Origin of the sequence: Streptomyces sp. PA03-5A, from assembly GCF_033792725.1 — a bacterium.
Taxonomy (GTDB): Bacteria; Actinomycetota; Actinomycetes; order Streptomycetales; family Streptomycetaceae; genus Actinacidiphila.
In genome coordinates this window covers 39950-58167 of the sequence record NZ_JARAVL010000039.1, presented here as the reverse complement: position 1 = coordinate 58167, position 18218 = coordinate 39950, and the positions used below count along the sequence as shown (strand labels likewise).

The window sequence follows — 18218 nt, the reverse complement described above, 5'->3', positions numbered from 1 at the left end:
CGGTGCCGCGCCCGTGCCGATGGGCGCGGGACGTCCAGGGGTGGCGCGAGCGGATCCCAGTCCCCGGCGGCCCCTACGGGACCAGGACGACCTTGCCCATCGTGCCGCGGCCTTCCAGGGCCGTGTGCGCCGCGGCGGCCTCGGCGAGCGGGAAGCGCTGCACGGCGGGGGTGAGCCGCCCGGCCGCCCATTCGGCGAGGGCCTCCTCCTCCAGCGTCCGCAGGCCGAACCGCAGCATCGCAGGACCGAGGACGACCTGGGAGGTGATGCCGCGCGCGGCCAGTTCGCCGGGTGCGAACTCCAGCGGGCCGCCGGACGCCCAGCCGTAGACCACGTGCCGTCCGCCCGGGCCCAGCAGGTCCACCGCCCCACGGCCGAGGTCGCCGCCGACCGCGTCGAGCACGACCGTGCCCGGCCGCCCGCCGAGGGCCGCCCGGGCCGCGTCGGTCCAGCCCTCGGCGGAGTAGTCGACGGCGGCGTCCGCGCCCAGCTCCAGGACGCGCGTGGTCTTGGCCGGCCCGCCCGCGAGCCCGACGACGGCGGCGCCCGCGGTGCGCGCGGCCTGTACCAGCAGGCTGCCCAGCCCGCCCGCCGCCGCGGTGACCAGGACCGTGTCGGCGGGGCCGAGCGGTGTCTGGCGCAGGATGCCCAGGGCCGTGCGGCCGGTGCCGATCATGGCGACGGCCTCGGCGGCGTCCTTGCCGTCCGGCAGCACGTGGAGCTTCCCGACGGCGGTGACGGCGAGTTCGGCGTAGCCGCCCGGCGCCATGCCCAGATGGGCCACGACACGCCGGCCGAGCCACTCGGGGCCGACACCCTCCCCGGCGGCCTCCACGGTGCCGGCCACCTCGCGGCCCGGGACCGTGGGCAGCTCGGGCAGCGGGTAGGGGCCCTTGGGGTCGCCGGAGCGGATGGCGGTGTCGATCACGTGGACGCCGGCGGCGGCGACGGCGATGCGCACCTGGCCCGGGCCGGGCTCCGGGTCCGCGGTCCTCTCGTAGCTCAGGTTCCCGGCCGGGCCGAACGCGTGGAGACGGATGGCGTGCACGGTGCTTCCCCCTGGACACGACGACAGTGGGCGGTCGGATGATCCGCACCGCCCACTGTCCGACCTCAACCGCGGTTGAGGTCAAGCGAGGAGCTTCGCCTTCGCCTTGGTGTACTCCTCGTCGGTGATGTGGCCCTGGCTCTTGAGCTCGGCGAGCTTGGACAGCTGGTCGACGTTGCCGCCCGCCGTTCCGCCCTCGCCCGCGGCGGCCTGCCGCACGTACTGCTTGAAGGCCGCGTCCATTTCCTTCGCCTGCTTCTGGTCCCGCTCGGCCATGCCCTTGCCCCGGGCGATGACGTAGATCAGCACGCCGATGAAGGGCAGGAAGATCAGCAGGATGATCCAGCCGGCCTTGGCCCAGCCGCCGACCGTGTGGTCGCGGAAGAGGTCACCGATGATCCTGAAGAGCAGGAAGAACCACAGCACCCAGCAGAAGATCAGGAGCATCGTCCAGAAGAGGTTCAGCAGAGGGTAGTCGTCCATGCCCCAAGTGGACGGCGGCCGAACGGGTCCCGCATCCGGGATTGCGCCGTTCGGGCTACAGGCGGGGGAAACGCGCCGTCAGGTCCCAGATCACGGGGTTGGCGTCCAGACCGTCGTGCATGTCCGTCAGGTCGGCGACCAGGTCGTGCAGGAAGTCGCGGGCCTCGCTGCGCAGCTCGGCGTGGGGGAAGGAGAGCGGCCGGTCGTCCGGCGCCCAGTCGGCGCCGACGTCGACGAAGCCGAAGCGGCGTTGGAAGCGGAGCCGGTCGGTGGACTCGGTGAAGTCCAGCTCGGCGTACTGGGGGCGCGCCGCGCGGCTGCCGAGCGGGTCGCGGTCCAGCTGCTCGACGATGTCGCACAGCGCCCACGCGAAGTCGAGGACCGGCACCCATCCCCAGGCTGTGGACAGTTCGCGGTCGGCCGTCACGTCCGCCAGGTAGACGTCCCCGCAGAACAGGTCGTGGCGTAGCGCCCGTACGTCGGCGGTGCGGTAGTCGGTCTGCGGGGGGTCGGGGAAGCGGCGGGAGAGCGAGTAGCCGAGGTCGATCACCCGCCGATGGTACGCGGCGGCCCCGGCGGCAGGTCCTTGTGGAGGACGGAGCAGGGGCGGCCCATCTGCCGGTCCTCGCGGTGGTCGATCACCCGGTAGCCGAGCGTCCGCCAGAACGCCAGCGCGCCGGGGTTGCCGTCGAGCACCGCCAGGCGCACGCCGTCCCGTCCTCGCGCGCGCAGCCGTTCCTCGACCAGCCCGGCGAGTTCGCGTCCCAGGCCCGAGCGGTGCCGGCCGCCGTGCACCATCAGCAGGCCGATCCAGGGGTAGGGGTCGAGAGGATCCGGGTGTTCGGCAAGGGTGACGGCGAGGCCTGCCAGGCTCCCGTCGGCGGCGTCGTGGGCGAGCAGCACTTCCGTGGCGGGGTGGGTCAGTTCGGCGTTGACACTGCTCGCGACCTGTTCCGCCGTGACGGACCCGGGGTCGGGGAAGTCACCGGTGGCGCGGTGGAAGGCGGGGTTGGAGGCGTACAGCTCCGTCAGCCCGGCGAGGACGCCGGGCGGGAGGGAGCCGTCCACCGGTACGAGGGGTTCGAGGACCAGCATGCCCCGCACGCTAGTCGCGTGCGGGGCACCGGGCGCCGCATTAAGTGAGGCTCGTGGGACCCGACGGGTGTCAGAGGCCGACGCCGAAGTCGGTGGCGATGCCGGCGAGGCCGGAGGCGTAGCCCTGGCCGACCGCGCGGAACTTCCACTCGGCACCGTTGCGGTAGAGCTCGCCGAAGACCATGGCGGTCTCGGTGGCGGCGTCCTCGCTGAGGTCGTAGCGGGCGATCTCGGCGCCGCCGGCCTGGTTGACGATGCGGATGTAGGCGTTGCGGACCTGGCCGAAGTTCTGGCTGCGGGTCTCGGCGTCGTAGATCGAGACGGGGAAGACGATGCGCTCGATGTCGGCGGGCAGCCCCGCCAGGTTGACGTTGATCGCCTCGTCGTCGCCCGCGCCCTCGCCGGTGCGGTTGTCGCCGGTGTGGACGATGCTCTGGTCCGGCGTCTGCTTGTTGTTGAAGAAGACGAAGTAGGCGTCCGCGTAGACCTTGCCGCTCGGGTTGAGCGCGATGGCGCTCGCGTCGAGGTCGAAGTCGGTGCCGGTGGTGGTGCGCACGTCCCAGCCAAGGCCCACCGTGATGGCCGCCAGGCCCGGTGCTTCCTTGGTGAGCGAGACGTTGCCGCCCTTCGACAGGCTTACAGCCATGGGAGTCCCCTCCGTGATGTCGGTCATTCGTGCCGACGACGACGCTACCTTCACAGGGGGGAACGTCGTGAGAGGCCGGCATGGTTCCTTTACGGCGAAAAACGCCTCCCGGGCCATGTCCCGGAAAATCCTGTGACTCCGGCGGCCGTCGGCGGGATCATGGGGGACATGTCCGGGCCGCCCCCTCTCGTCGTCCGCGGCTCGGTCTCCCTTCCGGAGGCCGAGCTGATGTGGCGTTTCTCCCGGTCGTCCGGACCGGGCGGCCAGCACGTGAACACCTCCGACAGCCAGGTCGAGCTGCGATTCGATCTCGCCAATTCCGAGTCGCTGCCCCCGGTGTGGAAGAAGCGTGCCCTGGAGCGGCTCGCCTCCCGCCTGGTGGGCGGCGTCCTGGTCGTACGGGCCTCCGAGCACCGCTCGCAGTGGCGCAACCGGGAGGCGGCGATGACGCGCCTGGCGGCGCTGCTCGCCGAGGCGACGGCGCCGCCGCCGAAGGTGCGCAGGCCCACGAAGATCCCGCGCGGCATCAACGAGCGGCGGCTGCGGGAGAAGAAGCGCCGCGGCGACACCAAGCGCGGCCGGGACCCGCGGGGCTGGTCCTGAGCCCTGGCGGCGTCCTCCGTGCCCGGCCCGGCCGGGCCCCTCAGCCGAGGTGCCGGTAGCGGCCCTTGAAGTACATCAGGGGCGCGCCGTCGGCGCTGGGGGTGCGCGCGGTCAGCACGCGGGCGATCACCAGGGTGTGGTCACCCGCCGGGACGCGCTGCTCGGTCTCGCACTCCAGCACGGCCAGGCCGCCGCCGAGTATCGGAGCCCCCGAGACCTCGCCGCGGTAGTAGGCGACGTCCTCGAAGAGCAGCCGGTCGCTGATGCGGCCGCGCATGGCGAAGCGGCCGGCGATGTGCCGCTGGCTCTCGCTCAGCACGGACACCGCCCAGCGCCGCCGGCGCTCCAGCAGTTCGTCCATGCGGGACCCCTCGCGCAGGCTCACGAGCACCATGGGCGGCTCCAGGGAGACCGAGACGAAGGCGGTCGCGGTCATGCCGACGTCCTCGCCCCGCGGGCCGTCCTCGGGGTCGTGGGCGGTCACCAGGACCACCCCCGCGGCGAGGCGGCTCATGGCGGCGCGGAAGGCATCGCTGTCCACGCCCGTCAGGGGTGGCTCGGAACCGTCGGGCACGGTCCCAGGATGCGGGATGCGGGGCGCGGAGGTGATTGACTGTGACACGCCCCGACGCTAGCCGGACTGCCGCACCACCCGCATCGGACTTCGGATCGAGCCAGGTCCTAGGACCTCCCGGCCACGCCCGCTTCCGGTCGTACGACCCCCGCTCACCTGCTCGATTGTGTTCAATGGGTGAAGGCGGAACACCGGCCTGCTCTACGCTGCGTGATCGGAACACGACAATCGGATGTGACTTGAGTCACAAGGGGCATGAATTGTTGACCCTGTGTACCGGTCGAACTGCTCGCTGTGATTCAGTTGCGGTGGGAATTGGACCACAACGGACCACAAGCAGTCTCAGGAGTTGTCGTCGAGGGCCCGGGGAGAGCGCATGGACACCGAGTCGGAGCCGTATGTCCGTCTCGCGACCCTGCGCCAGGTGCACCAGGTCGTGGCCGACCTCAACTGCGCGCGCAGCCTCGCCGACACCCTGCAGGCCGTGGCCGACGGCGTCGTCAAGGGCCTCGGCTTCGAACTGGCCGTGGTCAACCTCGTCCGCCCGGACGGTGACCTGGTGGTCGCCGCCGTCGCAGGGAGCGCCGCCGCGGAGGCCCTGATGGCCGGCCGGGTCGGCTCGCGCGCCTCCTGGGAGCGCCGGCTCACCATGGGGGAGCGCTGGGGCACCCTGCGCTTCATACCCCACCACGAGGGCTGGGTCCTGGACGGCGACGACGTCCCCAGCTGGCCCGGCGACGGCCCGCCGCCCCGCTTCCCCGACGAGTGGCACCCCGAGGACCGCCTCCTCGCCCCCATGTACGCCAACCCGGCCGGCGGGGGCGAACTGATCGGCGTCATCTCCGTCGACCGTCCCGTGGGCGGCCGCCGGCCCGGCCCCTGGGGCCGCGAGGCGTTGCAGATGTACGCCTTCCAGTCCGCCATCGCCATCAGCAACGCGCGTCTACGTGCAAACATGCAACGCGCCCTGGTCCGTCTGGAGCGCGAGCAGCAGGCGCTGCGGGCCAGCGAGGAGAGCTTCCGGCAGGCCTTCGAGTACGCGCCCAGCGGCATGGCCATCGCCGAGATGGGCGGAGACCAGCACGGCAAGCTGGTCCGCACCAACGACGCGCTGTGCCGGCTGCTCGGCCGTCCGGCCGCGGTGCTGCGCCGCCACTCCTTCTCCGACCTCGTCCACCCCGAGGACGTCGGCGTCCTGCTGCGTACCAGCGCCGAGGGCGGCCGCGCCGAACTGCGGCTGCAGCGCCGCGACGGCAGTTACGTGTGGGTCAACCTGCGCAACTCCGTCGTCGCCGACACCGCCGACGGGCCGCGCTTCCTGCTCACCCACGTCGAGGACATCGAGGAGCGCAAGGGCCGCGAGATCGCCCTCGCCCACCGCGCCAGCCACGACTCGCTCACCGGCCTGCCCAACAGCGCCGAACTGCGCGCCCGGCTGTCCGGCAAGATCTGCGCCCGTCCGCAGGCCCCGGACGCCGACGGACACACCGCCGCCCACGCGGGCACCGACGAGTTCGCCTACACCTACGACTACGACCCGATCGAAAGCGCCGCCCGGCTGTCCGGCTTCGACCACCACACCCACACCGTCGCGCCCTCCGACGACGCGGACGGCGGCAAGGGCCTGGCCGTGCTCTTCTGCGACCTGGACGGCTTCAAGTCGATCAACGACCGCTTCGGCCACCACACCGGCGACGCCGTGCTCATCGAGGTCGCCCGCCGCCTCACCAGCGCGGTACGGGACGGCGACACCGTGGCCCGGCTGGGCGGCGACGAGTTCGTCGTCCTCGCCGACGGCCTCGGCCGGGAGGACGCCGAGGACCTCGCCGTCCGCCTGCGCAACGCGATCATCCCGCCGATCCGCTTCGAGGGCCGCGCGGTCCGGGTCGGGGCGAGCTTCGGCATCGGCTGGGCCGGCTGCGGCATGACCGCGGACGAGGTGCTGCAATCCGCGGACCAGCGCATGTACATCGAGAAGCGCTCCCGCAACGGCACCCGCAGCCACCGCCGCGCCGCGGGCTGACCGCACGGGGGACGCACCCCTGGCGGCCCGGTGGCCTCATCCTCGGCGGAGGGCGCGCGTCCACCCTGGGGAGTACCCCGGATCGCTCCTCCGGTTGACTCCCGCACGCATCCGGGATGCCTACGCTGGGTTACGTGCAGCGTCTCTACGATTTCCTCCGCAGGCACCCGACCTGGGTCGACGGCTTCTGGGCCCTCGTCCTGCTCGGGTTCTCCTCCCTGTGGATCGTCGCCGACGAGCTGCACGCGCACTCCCGGGTCGCCGCCGTGCCGCTGGCGCTCGCGCTGTCCGCCGTGGTCGCGCTGCGCCGCCGCATGCCGGAGAAGATGCTGCTGCTCGCCGTCCTCGTCGGGGCGCTCCAGCTGCTGCTGGACGTCCAGGTCAACCCCGGCGACTTCGCCATGCTGGTGATCATCTACACCGTCGCGGCCAACGGCGCCCGCTGGGCGTCCCGGCTCGCCCTCGCCGGCGGCCTGGTCGCCTCCACCATCTCCACGCTGCGCTGGCCCAACGAGACCGAAGGCCAATGGGCCGACGCCGTCTCCGCCGTCTTCCTCGCCGTCCCCTTCCTGCTCGCCTGGGTGATCGGCGACAGCCTCCGCACCCGCCGCGCCTACTACGCCGAGCTGGAGGAACGCGCCGCCCGCCTGCAGCGCGAACGCGAGGCCCAGTCCAAGGCCGCGGTCGCCGCCGAACGCGCCCGGATCGCGCGCGAACTGCACGACGTCGTCGCCCACAACGTCTCCGTCATGGTCGTCCAGGCCGACGGCGCGGCCTATGTGCTGGACGCCTCCCCGGAGCAGGCCAAGCAGGCCCTGGAGACCATCTCCACGACCGGCCGCCAGGCGCTCACCGAGATGCGCCGCCTGCTCGGGGTGCTGCGCGCCGGCGACGACGGGGGCGGCGAGTACGTGCCGCAGCCCGGCGTCGACCAGCTGACCGACCTCATAGAGCAGGTCCGGGGCGCCGGCCTGCCGGTCGCCTTCGAGGTCGAGGGGGAGTCCCGGCCGCTCGCCAGCGGCGTCGAGCTCACCGCGTACCGCATCGTGCAGGAGGCGCTCACCAACACCCGCAAGCACGGCGGGCCCGAGGCGCGCGCCAAGGTCCGGCTCACCTTCGGCGACGGCGACCTCAGCCTCCTCATCGAGGACGACGGCCGCGGCGCCCAGCAGGAGCTCTACGAAGGCGGCGGCGAGGACGGCCAGGGCCAGGGCCTCATCGGCATGCGCGAACGCGTCGGCATGGTCAGCGGCACCCTGGACGCCGGGCCGCGCCCCGGCGGAGGCTTCCGGATCAGCGCGGTGCTCCCGGTGAAGGCTTCCCGCTAGCGGGAAGCGAAGACGACACAAGAGGGAAAGAGGACCGGACCCATGGCGATCCGCGTGATGCTCGTCGACGACCAGGTGCTGCTGCGCACCGGCTTCCGCATGGTGCTGCAGGCCCAGCCCGACATGGAGGTCGTCGCCGAGGCCGGGGACGGCGCGGAAGCCGTCGCGACCCTGCGCACCACCCCGGTGGACGTGGTCCTCATGGACGTCCGCATGCCCCGCCTGGACGGCGTCGAGGCCACCCGCCAGATCTGCGGCGCCCCCGACCGCACCCCCGACGACGGCGGGCCCCGCGTGCTCATCCTGACCACCTTCGACCTCGACGAGTACGCCTTCTCCGCGCTCAAGGCCGGCGCGAGCGGCTTCATGCTCAAGGACGTGCCCCCGGACGAGCTGCTCACGGCGATCCGCGCCGTTCACAGCGGCGACGCGGTCGTCGCCCCCAGCACCACGCGCCGCCTGCTCGACCGCTTCACGCCGCTGCTGCCGAGCACGAGCCAGCCGACGCACAAGGAGGTGGACCGGCTGACGGACCGCGAGCGGGAGGTGCTGCTGCTGGTCGCCCAGGGGCTGTCGAACGGGGAGATCGCGGCGAAGCTGGTGCTCAGCGAGGCGACGGTGAAGACGCACGTCGGGCGCATCCTCACGAAGCTGGATCTGCGGGACCGGGTGCAGGCGGTCGTCCTCGCGTACGAGACGGGGCTCGTCCGCGCCGGCAGCGGCAGCGGCGGCGCCGCCTGACCCGTGTTTCCGTGTGCGGCGCCGTTGTGGTTGCGGTTGGCGTTTCCGGCGCAGTCACCTGGTTGCGGGTCGGCCGCTCGCCGGAGGCTGGGGGCACCCCCAGCGGTAGCTGGGGGAGGGCTGGCGCAACCCCACAACGGCGCCGCACCTGCCGGTGCCCACGGTCTCGTCGGCGTGTGCACGCCGGTGGGTGGGGGTGTGCCAACCCGTTCCGCCTTGCGGAACGACTTCCCACAACCCCCACCTCGTCCGGCCGTCATGCGCCCATACGACGGGAGGGGGTGTGGCGGGGTGCCCCCATGGGGGTCCCCCCGGCCGAAGGCTGGGGGGAGGGCGGGAGGGCGGGTGGACGCCCGCCGCAGGCGCAGACAGCCCGCACACAAATACCGAGCCGTGCACAACCACCAGGCAGCCCGGCGCAGCCGGTCAGGCGGTGCCGCGAGCGACGTCCACGAGACGGAGGAAGTCCGCGACGGCGTCGCCCACGGCGGCGGGGTCCCACTCGAGCGCGGACGCCCCCACCGTGACCTCCGTCATGGCGACCCCCGGCACTTCCGCCTCCGCCCAGCGGCCGAAGAGCGCCGTCTTGGTCTCCTCGGCCTGCCGCACCGCGGCCTCGTTGAGGAGGTCCGCGGACTCCGCCAGCCACACCTGGAACTGGTGCGTGTGCGGTACGTCCGGGTGCACCCGGACCCAGCCCGCCCCTGCCGCGAGTGCGTCCCGCAGGGCCGCCGCGACGACCTTCGCGTGGGCCACGTACTCCGGCAGGCGCGGCAGTTCGTGGTCGAGCCCGTCGAGCGCCGCCAGCACCGCCGGCCACTGCTGGAAGACCAGCCCGCCGTAGCGGTGCCGCCAGGTGCGCGCCTCGGCGGCGAGGTCGGCGGGGCCGGCCAAGGCGGCGCCGGAGATGCCGCCGAGGGACTTGTAGAAGGAGACGTACACGCTGTCGGCGAGCCCCGCGATCTCTTCCAGGGGCTGCCCGAAGTGCGGCGGGCACTCCCACAGGCGGGCGCCGTCGAGGTGGACGACGGCGTCGCGCTCGCGTGCCGCGGCCACGGTGGCGGTGAGTTCGTCCCAGGTGGGGAGGACGAAGCCGGCGTCCCGGAGCGGCAGCTCCAGCATGAGCGTGCCGAAGGGCTCGTCCATGCCGCGCACCTCGTCCGCGTCCGGTATGCGGCGGGCCGTGGTGGGGTGGACGGTCCGCAGCCCGCTCAGCGCGGACAGCGCGCCGCGCTCGTGCACCTCGGGGTGGGCCAGCGGGTGCAGCGCGACGACCGGGTTGCCGGTGCGTCCCGCCCAGCAGCGCAGGGCGACCTGCTGGGCCATCGTGCCGGTGGGGAACCAGACGGCCTCCTCCGTGCCGAGCAGCCCGGCCACCCGGTGCTCCAGTTCGTCGACGATCCCGTCGCCGTACGTGTCCACGGGGCCGTCCAGGCCGTCCCGTCCGGCCAGTGCGGCCAGCCGTTCGCGCATCGTGGGGGGCTTCCCGTAGGACAGCACGCGGTCGCAGGAGCGTACGGCGGCGATACGCCGCGCCTTCTCGTCGTCGGCAGAGGTCATGGACCGATCCTGCCGCCCCGGAGGGCCCCGGGAAACATTCGCGTAGCATTGACGAGAACGTCCGGTACCCCCGTGAGGACTGGAACGGAAGGCCAGCGCAGCGTGAACGCATCGCACACCCCGGGGCCCCTGCCCCCCGACGTGGAGGCCCGCCCCGCGCGGCTCACGGTCGGCGTCGTCGGCGCGGGGCGGGTCGGTACCGCGCTCGCGGCCGCGCTGAAGCTCGCCGGGCACCACCCGGTCGCGGCGTCGGGTGTGTCCGATGCCTCACGCCGCCGTGCCGCAGCCCTGCTGCCCGACGTGCCGCTCGTGGAGCCGGCCGAGGTGCTGGCCCGCTCCGAGCTCGTCCTGCTGACGGTGCCGGACGACGCGCTGCCGGAGCTGGTGGCCGGCCTCGCCGAGACCGGGGCCGTACGGCCGGGCCAGCTGCTGGTGCACACCTCGGGCCGGTACGGCACGGGCGTGCTGCAGCCGGCCCTGCGCGCGGGCGCGCTGCCGCTGGCCCTGCACCCGGCGATGACCTTCACCGGCACCTCCGTCGACGTGCAGCGGCTGGCCGGCTGCTCCTTCGGCGTCACGGCACCCGCGGAGCTGCGGATGGCGGCCGAGGCCCTGGTGATCGAGATGGGCGGCGAGCCCGAGTGGATCGAGGAGTCGGCGCGCCCGCTCTACCACGCGGGCCTGGCGATCGGCGCGAACCACCTGGTCACCCTGGTCGCCCAGTCCATGGAACTGCTGCGCGCCTCCGGCGTCGCCGAACCCGGCCGCATGCTGGGCCCGCTGCTCGGCGCGGCCCTGGACAACGCCCTGCGCTCCGGTGACGCCGCCCTCACCGGCCCGGTCGCCCGCGGCGACGCGGGCACGGTCGCGGCGCACCTGGCGGAGCTGCGCCGGCAGGCGCCGGAGATGGTCGCCCCGTACGTCGCGATGGCCCGCGCCACGGCGGACCGCGCCCTGGCGGGCGGGATGCTGAAGCCGGAGTTCGCGGAGGCGCTGCTGGGCGTCCTGGCGGACGGCGCCGAGGGGGGAAAGAGATGACCAGGCTGGTGCACACCGCGCGCGAGCTGCGGTCGGCCGTCGAGGGCCGGCCCGGCGAGGTCGGGGTCGTCATGACCATGGGCGCGCTGCACGAGGGGCACGCGACCCTCGTGCGCACCGCCCGCGAGCGGGTGGGGGACGGCACCGTCGTCGTCACCGTCTTCGTCAACCCGCTGCAGTTCGGGCCGGACGAGGACTTCGACCGCTACCCGCGCACCCTCGACGCCGACGTCGAGACCGCCGCGCGGGCCGGCGCCGACCTCGTCTTCGCGCCCGCCGCCGACGAGGTCTACCCCGGCGGGCAGCCGCAGGTGCGGATCAGCGCCGGGCCGATGGGCGAGGGCTACGAGGGCGCCGTGCGCCCCGGCCACTTCGACGGCATGCTGACCGTCGTCGCCAAGCTGCTCCACCTGACCCGGCCGGACGTCGCCTTCTACGGCCAGAAGGACGCCCAGCAACTGGCCCTCATCCGCCGCATGGTGACGGACCTGAACTTCCCGGCCGAGATCGTCGGCGTGCCCACGGTCCGCGAGCCGGACGGCCTGGCCCTGTCCAGCCGCAACCGGTACCTCTCCGACGGCGACCGCGGGACCGCCCTCACGCTCTCCCGCGCCCTGTTCGCCGGGCGCGACGCGCTGGACGACGGGCCGGAGGCCGTACGGGCCGCGGCGCGGACGGTGCTGGAGAAGGGCGACGGCCTGGCGGTGGACTACCTCGCCCTGATCGACCCGCGCGACTTCACCGAGGCCGCCCCCGGCCACACCGGGCCGGCGGTGCTCGCGGTCGCCGCCAGGGTCGGCACGACCCGGCTGATCGACAACATCCCCCTGGAGTTCGGAGCCCGCCGATGAGCGGCACAGGTACAGGCATACGGCTGCACTCCCCCGCGCCCGGCTGGGCGCACGAGGCGGACGTGGTAGTGGTCGGCTCCGGCGTCGCCGGGCTGACGGTGGCGCTGCGCTGCGCCGCGCAGGGCGCCAAGGTCACCGTCGTCACCAAGGCCCGGCTCGACGACGGCTCCACGCGCTGGGCGCAGGGCGGCATCGCCGCCGCGCTCGGCGAGGGCGACACCCCGGAGCAGCACCTGGACGACACCCTTGTGGCGGGCGCAGGCCTGTGCGACGAGGAGGCGGTGCGCACCCTGGTCACCGAGGGCCCCGACGCCGTTCGCCGGCTGATCGCGACGGGCGCGCACTTCGACACCAGTGAGGCCACCGGCGAGATCCTGCTGACCCGGGAGGGCGGTCACCACCGCCGCCGGATCGCCCACGCGGGCGGCGACGCGACGGGCCTGGAGATCTCCCGGGCGCTGATCGAGGCCGTGCGCGAGGCCCGGATCGAGTTCATCGAGAACGCGCTCGTGCTCGACCTGCTGACCGACGCCGAGGGCCGTACCGCGGGCGTCACCCTGCACGTCATGGGCGAGGGGCAGCGTGACGGCGTCGGCGCCGTGCGGGCCCGCGCCGTGGTGCTGGCCACCGGCGGCATGGGGCAGGTCTTCTCGGCCACGACCAACCCGGCGGTGTCCACGGGCGACGGGGTGGCGCTCGCGCTGCGCGCCGGCGCGGAGGTCTCGGACCTGGAGTTCGTGCAGTTCCACCCGACGGTGCTCTTCCTCGGCGCGGACGCGGAGGGACAGCAGCCGCTGGTCTCCGAGGCCGTGCGCGGGGAGGGCGCGTACCTCGTGGACGCCGACGGGGTGCGCTTCATGCAGGGGCAGCACGAGCTGGCCGAGCTGGCGCCGCGCGACATCGTCGCCAAGGGCATCACGCGCCGCATGCAGGAGACCGGCACCGAGCACATGTACCTCGACGGCCGGCACTTCGGCGCGCGGATGTGGGAGCAGCGGTTCCCGACGATCCTGGCCGCCTGCCGCGCCAACGGCATCGACCCGGTCACCACGCCGATCCCGGTGGCGCCCGCCGCGCACTACGCCTCCGGCGGCGTCCGCACCGACCTGCACGGCCGCACCACGGTGCCGGGCCTGTACGCGTGCGGCGAGGTCGCCTGCACGGGCGTGCACGGCGCCAACCGGCTGGCGTCCAACTCCCTCCTGGAGGGGCTGGTCTTCGCCGAGCGCATCGCCGCCGACATCGCCGAGCACCCCGCGGCCCCCGGCGCCCCGGTGGTCCCCGAGCCCGGCCGTTCCCCGCTGCTGCCCTCCGAGGCCCGCTTCGCGATCCAGCGGATCATGACGCGCGGTGCGGGAGTGCTGCGCAGCGCGGACAGCCTGGAGGGCGCGGCGGCGGCACTGAGCCGGATGTACGCCGACGCCGAGGAACTGCTGGAGCGCGACGGCAAGACCGCCGAGCCCTGCGTGGAGACCTGGGAGGCGACCAACCTCTGCCTGGTCGCCCGGGTCCTGGTCGAGGCGGCCCGCCGCCGCGAGGAGACCCGCGGCTGCCACTGGCGCGAGGACCGGCCCGGGCGCGACGACGGGAACTGGCGCCGGCACATCGTCGTCCGGCTCCCCGCCGGTGGTGCGGGGCTGCCCGCGGCACCCACTAGTCTCACCATCCGCACCACCCCCACAGCGGACTTCCCCTCGACCCGTCCTGGAACGGAGCACCTGCGATGAGCACGCCCGACCTCCCCCTCCTGCAGATCGGCGGCGCCGGCGGCGGTGGCTGCGGCGACGGCTGCGGCTGCGGTTCCGGCGACGAGTACGCGCACGACCCGAGCGAGTGCGGTCTCGACCCCGACCTCGCGCAGCTGCTCGTCGACGCCGGGCTGGACCCGGTGCTGGTCGAGGACGTCGCGCACATGGCCATCGAGGAGGACCTGGACGGCGGGGTGGACGTCACCACCGTGGCCACCATCCCCGAGGACGCCCTGGCCACCGGTGACTTCACCGCGCGCGAGGCCGGTGTGGTCGCCGGGCTGCGGGTCGCCGAGGCGGTCCTGTCCATCGTGTGCACCGACGAGTTCGAGGTCGAGCGGCACGTCGAGGACGGCGACCGGGTCGAGGCGGGTCAAGTGCTGCTCTCCGTGCGCACCCGTACGAGGGACCTGCTGACCGCGGAGCGCAGCGCGCTCAACCTGATGTGCCGGCTGTCCGGGATCGCCACCACCACGCGCCGCTGGGCCGACGCGCTGGAGGGCACCAAGGCGCAGGTCCGCGACACCCGGAAGACGACCCCGGGCCTGCGCGCGCTGGAGAAGTACGCGGTCCGCTGCGGCGGCGGCGTCAACCACCGCATGTCGCTGTCGGACGCAGCCCTGGTCAAGGACAACCACGTGGTCGCGGCGGGCGGCGTGGCGGCCGCCTTCAAGGCCGTCCGCGAGGAGTTCCCCGAGCTGGCGATCGAGGTCGAGGTCGACACCCTGCACCAGGTCCGCGAGGTCCTGGAGGCGGGCGCGGACCTGATCCTGCTGGACAACTTCACCCCCTCCGAGACGGAGGAGGCGGTCGCCATCGTCGCGGGCCGCGCCCTGCTGGAGTCCTCCGGCCGGCTCTCCCTGGACAACGCCCGTTCCTATGCCGCGACCGGCGTCGACTACCTCGCCGTGGGCGCCCTGACGCACTCCTCGCCGATCCTCGACATCGGGCTGGACCTGCGGTCCGAGGGGTCGGAGCGGGACTGATGCTTCTCACCATCGACGTCGGCAACACCCACACCGTCCTGGGGCTGTTCGACGGGGACGAGATCGTCGAGCACTGGCGGGTCTCCACCGACGCGCGCCGCACGGCGGACGAGATGGCCGTCCTGATGCAGGGCCTGATGGGCATGCACCCGCTGCTCGGCGAGGAGCTGGGTGACAACATCCACGGGATCGCCATCTGCTCCACCGTCCCCTCGGTGCTGCACGAGCTGCGCGAGGTGACGCGCCGTTACTACGGCGACGTGCCCGCGGTCCTCGTCGAGCCCGGCGTCAAGACCGGCGTCCCGGTGCTCACCGACAACCCCAAGGAAGTCGGCTCCGACCGGATCATCAACTCCCTCGCAGCCGTCCACCTCTACGGCGGGCCGTGCATCGTGGTGGACTTCGGCACGGCCACCACCTTCGACGCGGTCACGACGCGCGGCGAGTACGCCGGCGGCGCCATCGCCCCCGGCATCGAGATCTCCGTGGACGCCCTGGGGGCCCGCGGCGCCCAGTTGCGCAAGGTGGAGCTGACCCGCCCGCGCAGCGTCATCGGCAAGAACACCATCGAGGCCATGCAGTCCGGCATCCTGTACGGCTTCGCCGGCCAGGTGGACGGCGTCGCCGAGCGGATGGCACGGGAGCTCGCGGACGACCCGGACGACGTCACGGTCATCGCCACCGGCGGGCTGGCGCCGCTGGTGCTGGGGGAGTCGGCGGTCATCGACGTCCACGAGCCCTGGCTGACCCTGATAGGCCTCCGGCTGGTCTACGAGCGGAACGTATCAACGACCTGACGACCTGACGGCCCGGCGGCCGACGGCCCGGGCAGGCGCACGGGGGAGGCACGCGGCGCGCCCGGCCATATCTGGTTACGCGTATTTTGTTCGCTTAGTACGTAAAGTCAGACCATGCCCACGCCACACGGGTCCCGAGGCGGAATGGCGTTCAGCGCGGATGAACTGCGCGTGCTCCGGCGCGCCCTCTCAGCGGCCCTCCAGTCCAGCACCATGATCCCCACCCCCGACGAGGTCAGGGACTATCTGCGCCTCGCCGAGGACATCGACGAGGCGGCCCGCGAGGGCGGGCGGCTGCGGACCTTCCAGCTCGCGGAGCTCGCCCGGTACCGGGCGGCGCTGCCGGGCAGCGCCGCCGGCTACCTCGAGCGGCTGACGGGCGCGCTCGACACCGGTTACGTGCCCCTGCCGGACGACCTCGCCGCGCTGCGCCGACTGCACGACGCGCCGTGCACGGACGCCGAGGCGCACCGCAGGCGGGCCGTGCTGCGCCGCTGCGAGCACCTGGCGGAGCTCGACGTGCGCGCCCGCCTGGAGGCGCGCATCCCCGCTCCCTCGCAACCCTGCGGCACGCCCGCCACCGGCAGGGCCCGGCTGCGCGCGCTGCCCGGCGGGCGGGCCGCCTCCGACGATCCCAAGCCGGGCCCCAAGCCCGAGCCGAAGACGCCCCCCGCCGAGCCGGCCGCGCCGGACCCCAGTGAGGAGAAGCGCAAGGTGCCCACGCCGGCCGAGATCTTCCCGCCGCGCCGCCGCACGCCGCCGCCCCCCGAGGAGCGGGCCACGGGTTGACACCGGGTCACCGCACAACCTTCCGGAGACGTCACGGGTCCTTCCTGTGACGTCTCCCGTGCGTTCACGGGTGCGCCACCTGACCGTCGACTTCCTCAGGGGGAACCCGGCATGAGACTCACCCGGCTCGCGGTGTGCACCGCGGCCGTCGTCATGACCGCGACGGCCGGATCCGCCGTCATCGCGGGCGCGGCCTCGGCCGCGCCCCTCAGAGCCGAACTGCACCTGACCGCACCCGGCGACGTCGGGGTGGCGGCGACGAGCACCGCGTACAAGACGTTCGAGATCACCGCCCTGGTCCAGCGCTTCGACGACGGGCAGGTGCCGGAGCCCGCCCACGAGGTCGTCGTCACCATGGACCTCGCCGCCCTGGCCGGCGTCGTGGACGTGGCGCTCCCCGCGCACCTGTGCGCCACCTCGGGCACCACGGCCACCTGCTCCCTGGGCACGGTCGACCACACCGGCACCGCGATATCCGTGAGGATGCGGGCCGCCTCCGGCTCCAGGACCGACGACGCCGCGACGCTGCGCTACTCGGTGAGCGCGAAGGACGCCAGGCCGGATCCCGACAGCATGACCGCCACCCGGATCACGGTCGGCAGCGGCCCGGACCTCGTCGTGCCGAAGTCGTCCACCGTCTCCGACGTACGGCCCGGCGACACCCTCGACCTGCCGGTGGTCATCGCCAACGTCGGTGACCGGCCCACCCGCGGCGGCGTCTCCGTCCTGGTGCGGACCAATCTCACCCGCTCCTTCGGCACGGGCCTGGTGATGGCGGACGACTTCGGCAACTGCCGCCACGCCCCGGTGGGCCAGCCGGAGGACGCCTTCGTCTGCCACTTCGCCACCGACATCGCCCCGGGCGAGGTGTGGGAGCTCGCGAAGCCGCTGAAGATCGAGGTCGAGTCCGGCGCCACCGACGGCAGGGTGGGCTACCAGGCCGACCTGATCGGCGGAAACCTCGACGACGACGCACAGCTCGGCACCCCCGGCACCGGGGCCCCGCTCACCCTCGTCCGCAAGACGTCCGCCCCGGCGGCCAAGGACACGCGCGGCCCCGGGACGGCGGCCCGGAAGTCCGCCGCGCAGGAGGGCTGGGACGTCGACTACACCGACAACCTCGGCGGCCTGAACATCAAGATGTACGACCCCGAGGGGCCGGCCCCCGGCCACCGCGGGGCGGACCTGGTGGCGATCGGGGACACGGTCCGGGCGACGGTCGGCGACCGGACGAAGGCCGTCGTGGGCCTGCGCAACGAGGGCGACGAGGCCGCGCGGGCACGCGGCACCAGCGGGACCGGGCCGGCCACCTGGGTCGCGGTGGAGATCCCCCGCGGGGTGCGGGTCACGGCGCGCGACGGCGCCTGCAAGCTGACCACGAACGCGGACTGGGACGACTACCCGGGCGGCGTCACCTTCGGCGACGACCCGCAGGACGTCGCGCCCGTGCCGACCGGGACGATCTACTACTGCCACACCCGGCACTCGATCGAGCCCGGCACCTCCCAGACCTTCTCCTTCACCCTGGTTGCGGACCGGGCACTGGACGAGGCCACCGGCCTGGTCTTCGCGGCCTCGGACTACGGCGTCGACCGCAAGGGCCAGAAGAACAACGCGGGTGTCCTCACGGTCACGGCCAAGGCGCCGTCCGGCTCCGGCGGGAGCACCTCGGGCGGTTCCGGCGTGGTTCCGGCCGGCGGGACGGGCTCCCTCGCCGCCACCGGCGCGGGGCCCGTACGTCCCCTGGCGGCCGGCTCTGCGGCCTGCGCCGTCCTGGGTGCCCTCCTGGTGGCGGCGGTCCGCCGCAGGGCGCGTACGGGCGCGTAGCCGCCCCTCGGTGACGAAGCCGTGGCCCCGGCCCGCGACGACGCGGGCCGGGGCCACGGCTTCGTCCGACCGGGGGCCACA

At 73.7% G+C, this 18218-nt stretch carries 18 protein-coding genes; 11 read left to right on the top strand and 7 right to left on the bottom strand.

Going from position 1 to position 18218, the window contains the following annotated elements; translation table 11 throughout:
- Positions 1 to 73: 73 nt before the first annotated feature.
- The 5 genes from PV410_RS35945 to PV410_RS35925 all read right to left on the bottom strand — a co-directional run bounded on the left by PV410_RS35945 (position 74) and on the right by PV410_RS35925 (position 3272).
- Positions 74 to 1048 carry a zinc-binding dehydrogenase gene (locus PV410_RS35945; RefSeq protein ID WP_500330207.1) on the bottom strand — a complete coding sequence of 325 codons (975 nt, stop codon included), beginning with the start codon at positions 1046 to 1048 and terminating at the stop codon, positions 74 to 76.
- Positions 1049 to 1129: 81 nt separating this feature from the next.
- A complete protein-coding gene (locus PV410_RS35940; RefSeq protein WP_500330205.1) occupies positions 1130 to 1531 on the bottom strand; it encodes an SHOCT domain-containing protein in 402 nt (133 codons plus the stop codon).
- Positions 1532 to 1586: 55 nt separating this feature from the next.
- On the bottom strand, positions 1587 to 2081 hold the full coding sequence (locus tag PV410_RS35935) for a hypothetical protein (RefSeq protein ID WP_500330204.1): 495 nt from the start codon (positions 2079 to 2081) through the stop codon (positions 1587 to 1589).
- Complete coding sequence (locus tag PV410_RS35930) at positions 2078 to 2626, bottom strand: GNAT family N-acetyltransferase (RefSeq protein ID WP_500330203.1); 549 nt, start codon at positions 2624 to 2626, stop codon at positions 2078 to 2080. The genes PV410_RS35935 and PV410_RS35930 overlap by 4 nt, the downstream gene beginning before the upstream one ends.
- A 70-nt stretch (positions 2627 to 2696) precedes the next feature.
- Positions 2697 to 3272 carry a TerD family protein gene (locus tag PV410_RS35925; RefSeq protein ID WP_499513210.1) on the bottom strand — a complete coding sequence of 192 codons (576 nt, stop codon included), beginning with the start codon at positions 3270 to 3272 and terminating at the stop codon, positions 2697 to 2699.
- Between the two features lie 159 nt (positions 3273 to 3431).
- On the opposite strand from PV410_RS35925, the gene arfB reads away from it, so the two are divergent.
- Positions 3432 to 3875: an alternative ribosome rescue aminoacyl-tRNA hydrolase ArfB gene (gene arfB, locus PV410_RS35920; RefSeq protein WP_500330255.1), complete on the top strand. Its 444-nt coding sequence runs from the start codon at positions 3432 to 3434 to the stop codon at positions 3873 to 3875.
- 40 nt (positions 3876 to 3915) lie between these two features.
- Here the strand turns inward: arfB and PV410_RS35915 are convergent, their stop codons facing one another.
- Positions 3916 to 4389 carry a flavin reductase family protein gene (locus PV410_RS35915; protein WP_500330254.1) on the bottom strand — a complete coding sequence of 158 codons (474 nt, stop codon included), beginning with the start codon at positions 4387 to 4389 and terminating at the stop codon, positions 3916 to 3918.
- A 436-nt stretch (positions 4390 to 4825) separates the two neighbouring features.
- On the opposite strand from PV410_RS35915, the gene cdgB reads away from it, so the two are divergent.
- The 3 genes from cdgB to PV410_RS35900 all read left to right on the top strand — a co-directional run bounded on the left by cdgB (position 4826) and on the right by PV410_RS35900 (position 8541).
- Positions 4826 to 6472, top strand: coding sequence for a diguanylate cyclase CdgB (cdgB, locus tag PV410_RS35910; RefSeq protein ID WP_500330202.1), 1647 nt, complete (start codon positions 4826 to 4828; stop codon positions 6470 to 6472).
- Between the two features lie 134 nt (positions 6473 to 6606).
- A complete protein-coding gene (locus PV410_RS35905; protein WP_499513212.1) occupies positions 6607 to 7800 on the top strand; it encodes a sensor histidine kinase in 1194 nt (397 codons plus the stop codon).
- Between the two features lie 42 nt (positions 7801 to 7842).
- Positions 7843 to 8541, top strand: coding sequence for a response regulator (locus PV410_RS35900; protein WP_499513213.1), 699 nt, complete (start codon positions 7843 to 7845; stop codon positions 8539 to 8541).
- Between the two features lie 426 nt (positions 8542 to 8967).
- On the opposite strand, the gene PV410_RS35895 is transcribed toward PV410_RS35900, so the two are convergent.
- The gene (locus PV410_RS35895) at positions 8968 to 10101 is read right to left on the bottom strand and encodes a threonine aldolase family protein (protein ID WP_500330200.1); all 1134 of its coding nucleotides are present in this window, start codon (positions 10099 to 10101) and stop codon (positions 8968 to 8970) included.
- Positions 10102 to 10203: 102 nt separating this feature from the next.
- Between PV410_RS35895 and PV410_RS35890 the strand changes: the two genes are divergently transcribed.
- From PV410_RS35890 to PV410_RS35860, 7 genes are all read left to right on the top strand, one after another.
- Positions 10204 to 11139 (top strand): Rossmann-like and DUF2520 domain-containing protein, encoded by a 936-nt coding sequence (locus PV410_RS35890; RefSeq protein WP_500330198.1) that lies wholly within the window; start codon positions 10204 to 10206, stop codon positions 11137 to 11139.
- Positions 11136 to 11990 carry a pantoate--beta-alanine ligase gene (gene panC, locus PV410_RS35885; RefSeq protein ID WP_500330197.1) on the top strand — a complete coding sequence of 285 codons (855 nt, stop codon included), beginning with the start codon at positions 11136 to 11138 and terminating at the stop codon, positions 11988 to 11990. The genes PV410_RS35890 and panC overlap by 4 nt, the downstream gene beginning before the upstream one ends.
- The gene (locus PV410_RS35880; RefSeq protein WP_500330195.1) at positions 11987 to 13717 is read left to right on the top strand and encodes an L-aspartate oxidase; all 1731 of its coding nucleotides are present in this window, start codon (positions 11987 to 11989) and stop codon (positions 13715 to 13717) included. The genes panC and PV410_RS35880 overlap by 4 nt, the downstream gene beginning before the upstream one ends.
- Positions 13714 to 14724, top strand: coding sequence for a carboxylating nicotinate-nucleotide diphosphorylase (nadC, locus tag PV410_RS35875; RefSeq protein ID WP_500330194.1), 1011 nt, complete (start codon positions 13714 to 13716; stop codon positions 14722 to 14724). Before PV410_RS35880 ends, nadC begins: the two co-directional genes overlap by 4 nt.
- Complete coding sequence (locus PV410_RS35870; protein WP_499513219.1) at positions 14724 to 15521, top strand: type III pantothenate kinase; 798 nt, start codon at positions 14724 to 14726, stop codon at positions 15519 to 15521. Before nadC ends, PV410_RS35870 begins: the two co-directional genes overlap by 1 nt.
- Before the next feature lie 114 nt (positions 15522 to 15635).
- Entirely contained in the window at positions 15636 to 16310 is a 675-nt protein-coding gene (locus tag PV410_RS35865; RefSeq protein ID WP_500330192.1) for a hypothetical protein, read from the top strand.
- Between the two features lie 111 nt (positions 16311 to 16421).
- A complete protein-coding gene (locus PV410_RS35860) occupies positions 16422 to 18137 on the top strand; it encodes a hypothetical protein (protein ID WP_500330191.1) in 1716 nt (571 codons plus the stop codon).
- Positions 18138 to 18218 lie beyond the last annotated feature (81 nt).